The 3,778-nt window shown below is 74.5% G+C and carries 4 protein-coding genes; all 4 read right to left on the minus strand.

From position 1 onward, the window contains the following. Nucleotides 1-44 precede the first annotated feature (44 nt). Entirely contained in the window at nt 45-1,082 is a 1,038-nt protein-coding gene (locus tag GUY61_RS35925; RefSeq protein WP_313897018.1) for an acyl-CoA dehydrogenase family protein, read from the minus strand. Then, nucleotides 1,079-2,215 carry an acyl-CoA dehydrogenase family protein gene (locus GUY61_RS35930; RefSeq protein ID WP_166634496.1) on the minus strand — a complete coding sequence of 379 codons (1,137 nt, stop codon included), beginning with the start codon at nt 2,213-2,215 and terminating at the stop codon, nt 1,079-1,081. The genes GUY61_RS35925 and GUY61_RS35930 overlap by 4 nt, the downstream gene beginning before the upstream one ends. Nucleotide 2,216: 1 nt before the next feature. After that, nucleotides 2,217-2,978 (minus strand): enoyl-CoA hydratase family protein, encoded by a 762-nt coding sequence (locus GUY61_RS35935; RefSeq protein ID WP_166634497.1) that lies wholly within the window; start codon nt 2,976-2,978, stop codon nt 2,217-2,219. Nucleotides 2,979-3,026: 48 nt separating this feature from the next. Further along, nucleotides 3,027-3,778, minus strand: a 752-nt coding sequence (locus GUY61_RS35940) for an SDR family oxidoreductase (RefSeq protein ID WP_166634498.1), incomplete at its 5' end; no start/stop codon positions are given.

Here is a 3,778-nt window from a genome sequence, read left to right on the forward strand (position 1 = left end):
GGGTTCCGGGGGCGCGGGGGGTTCCGGGCGCACGCGGGGCTCGGTCACGTTCGTTCCACTCCCGTCAGGTCCAGCTCGCGGGCGACGAAGTCTCGGTGCTCGGCCGGGCCGCCCCAGTCGGCGGCCAGTGCCCAGGCCCGCTTGGCGTACAGATGGAGGTCGTACTCGGTGGTGTAGCCGATGGCTCCGTGGCACTGGATCGCCGTACGGGCGACCAGGCGCGCGGCGTCGGAGGCGAGCACCTTGGCCATCGAGGTGCGCACGGCCGCCTCCGGGTCGCCGGTGGCCTGCGCCCAGCCGGCCGCCCACACCGCGGGGCGGGCGAAGCGGGTGGCGAGGACGGCGTCGGCCAGGGCGTGCTTGACAGCCTGGAAGGAGCCGACGGGCACGCCGAACTGCCGGCGTTCCTTCACATGGCCGACGGTCAGTCCGATCATCCGCTCGGCCAGGCCGACGAGCAGGGCCGAGGTGGCCAGGACGCCGCGCCGCCGGGCCGCGTCCAGTGCCTCCGGTCCCTCGGCGAGCGGCCGTCCGCCACCGGCCGGGGCGGTCACGCGGGCCAGGGCGCGGGAGCCGTCGACCGCGCCCACGGGTTCGGTGCTCACCTCCTCGCGCTCGTACAGCCGCAGTTTGTCGCCGCTGCGCAGCACCAGCAGGCCGGCGCGGGCCGCGAAGGGCACCGGGGGGTTCCCGGAGGCGTGGTCCGCGAGGGACGCGGTGAGCAGGGTCCGTCCGGCGAGTACGGCGTCGAGCGACGGGGCACCGGCCGCCGCGAGGAGCGGGGCGGCGACGGCGACCGTCTCGGCGGCGGGCACCGGCAGGCCGGAGCGGCCCAGGACCGTCAGCAGTGGTGGCAGCGCGTTCTCGTCCAGTCCGAGTCCCCCGGCGGACTCCGGCACGAGGGTGGCGGTCACGCCGGCTTCGGCGAGCTTCCGCCAGAGGTCGTCGACCCGTTCGGTGCGGCCGCCGGGCCAGCCGTCACGGATCTCGTCCGGTCCGGCCTCCTTGGCGAGCAGACCCTCGGCGGCCGCGGCCAGGGCCGCGTCGGTCTCGGCCGTCACGAAGCGCACGGCGGCGGTCACCTCCTCGGCAGGCCGAGCAGCCGCTCGGCGACGATGTTGCGCTGGATCTCATTGGTTCCGGCGTAGATGGGGCCGGCCAGGGAGAAGAGGAAGCCCCTGCTCCAGGGTGTGTCGGTCTCGGCCTCGGGGCCGAGCAGATCGAGGGCCGTCTCGTGCAGCCGGATGTCCAGCTCGGACCAGAAGAGCTTGTTGAGGCTGGACTCGGCGCCCAGCCGGCGTCCCTCGGCGAGGGAGGTGACCTGCTCCAGGGTGAACAGCTGGTACGCCTGGGCGTCGATCCAGGCCTGCACGACGCGGTCGCGGTGGGTGCCGGGCCCCCCGGGCAGGCCGCGGGCGTGGTCGAGCAGCCGGCCGGCCGCGGCGAGGTAGCGGCCGGGCGAGCGCAGGGTCAGGCCGCGCTCGGAGCCGGTGGTGGCCATGGCGACGGACCAGCCCTGGCCGACGTCTCCGAGGACGTCGGCGTCGGGGACGAAGACCTCGTCGAGGAAGACCTCGGCGAACCCCTCGTCGCCGTCGAGGCGTTCGAAGCCGCGGACGGTGACGCCGGGGGCGTCCAGCGGGACCAGGAAGTAGGTGAGGCCGCGGTGGCGTTCCGCCTCGGGGTCGGTGCGGAACAGGCCGAACAGGTGGGTGCAGAAGGCGCCTCGGGTGGTCCAGGTCTTCTGGCCGGTCAGCCGCCAGCCGCCGGCCCGCTCGTCGCGGACGGCGCGGCTGCGGACGGCGGCGAGGTCGCTGCCGGCGCCGGGCTCGGACCAGCCCTGTGCCCACAGGTCCTGGGCGGCGGCCATCCGGGGCAGGATGCGGCCCTGCTGTTCCGGGGTGCCGAACTCGAAGACCGCGGGGGCGAGCAGGAAGATGCCGTTCTGGGTGACGCGCTGGGGGGCGCCTGCCCTGTAGTACTCCTCCTCGAAGATCAGCCACTGCCACAGGGAGGCGTCCCGGCCGCCGTGGGCCTCCGGCCAGGACACCACGGCCCAGCGGGCGCCGAACAGCTTGCGTTCCCAGTCCAGATGGGCGGCGAATCCCTCGCGGGTGTCGCCGGAGGGCAGCGGCCGGGAGGGGACGTTGGCCTCCAGCCAGGCGCGGGCCTCCCGGCGGAAGGCCTCGTCCTCCTCGCTCCAGGTGAGGTCCATGTCAGTCCTCCGTGCCGGCGCGGCCGAAGGTGTCGCGGACCTCGCCGGCGACACCGGAGAGGTTGAGTTCGTAGGTGAAGCCCTGTTCGTAGCGGTAGCTGCGTTTCACGTCCCACAGGTCGATGCCGGCGAAGGCCTCCTTGGCGGCGCGGATCACCACCGGGTTCTTCGCGGCGATGGAGGCGGCCACGGCCAGGGCCCGGTCGCGCAGTTCCTCCGGGGGCACGACCTCCAGGACCGAGCCGTAGGCGTGGAGTTCGGCGGCGGTCGCGGTGGCCGAGGTGTACATCATGGCGCGCGCCCTGTGCGGCGGCACCAGCCGGGACAGGTGGGTGGCCGCGCCCAGGGCGCCCCGGTCCACCTCGGGCAGGCCGAACACGGCGTCCTCGGCGGCCACGACGATGTCCGCGTTGCCGACGAGGCCGATGCCGCCCCCGAGGCAGAAGCCGTGGACGGCGGCGACGACGGGGACCGCGCAGTCGTAGACGGCGGCGAAGGCGGCGAAGCAGCCCCGGCTGGCGCCGATCAGCGCGGAGTGGCCCGTGTCGGCCTGGATCTCCTTGATGTCGACGCCGGCGTTGAAGCCGCGGCCCTCGGCGCGGAGCACCACCGCCCGTACGCGGTCGTCGCGGCCCAGTCCGGTCAGTGCCTCGGCGAGCCGGTACCAGCTCGCCACCGGCAGGGCGTTGACCGGCGGGCAGTCGACGACGACCTCGGCGACGCCGCGCTCGTCGACTCCGGTCCTGACGATCTCTGCGCCCATGTCTTGGCTCCTGGTGGGGTGTTGGTGGCGGCGGGCGGGCGCGGCCGCTCAGGCGCGCTGGCTGCTGACGGAGACGACCTCGCCGGTCATGTAGGAGGAGTAGTCGCTGGCGAGGAAGGCGATGACGTCGGCGACCTCCCAGGGCTCGGCGGCGCGGCCGAAGGCCTCGTCGGCGGCGAGACTGTCGAGGAGTTCGGCGGTGGTGACCTTGGCGAGGTGGGGGTGCATGGCGATGCTCGGGGCGACGGCGTTGACCCGTACGCCGGAGCGTCCGACCTCGACGGCGGCGCAGCGGGTCAGGGCCATCACGCCGGCCTTGGCCGCCGCGTAGTGGGCCTGGCCGCGCTGGGCGCGCCAGCCGACGACGGAGGCGTTGTTGACGACGACTCCCGTGCCGCGCGGGACCATGTGCCTCAGCGCGGCGCGGGTGCAGCGGAAGGTGCCGCCGAGGGATACGTCGAGGACTCTGGACCACTGTTCGTCGGTCATGTCGACGATGTCGGCGGTGCCGCCGAGCCCCGCGTTGTTGACGAGGATGTCGAGGTGGCCGAGGTCCGCGATCGCGGTGGTGAACATCCGGTCGACGTCGTCCTGGGCGGTGACGTCGCAGACCACGGCGGGCGGCTTCTCGCCGGTGAGTTCGGCGAGCCGCTCGGCGGCTTCGGCGAGGCGGCGTTCGTGGCGGTCGCTGATGGCGACACGCGCGCCCTCCTCGGCGAGGCGGCGGGCGGTGGCGAAGCCGATGCCGGTACCGGCGGCGGCGGTGACCAGGGCGGTGCGGCCGGTCAGCAGTCCGTGGG

Origin of the sequence: Streptomyces sp. GC420 (genome assembly GCF_009916105.1) — a bacterium.
GTDB lineage: Bacteria > Actinomycetota > Actinomycetes > Streptomycetales > Streptomycetaceae > Streptomyces.

What these genes read in the sequence shown, in the direction of transcription:
- GUY61_RS35930 (WP_166634496.1), bottom strand. Translation starts at nt 2,215, where the DNA reads ATGGACCTCACCTGGAGCGAGGAGGACGAGGCCTTCCGCCGGGAGGCC.
- GUY61_RS35935 (WP_166634497.1), bottom strand. Translation starts at nt 2,978, where the DNA reads ATGGGCGCAGAGATCGTCAGGACCGGAGTCGACGAGCGCGGCGTCGCC.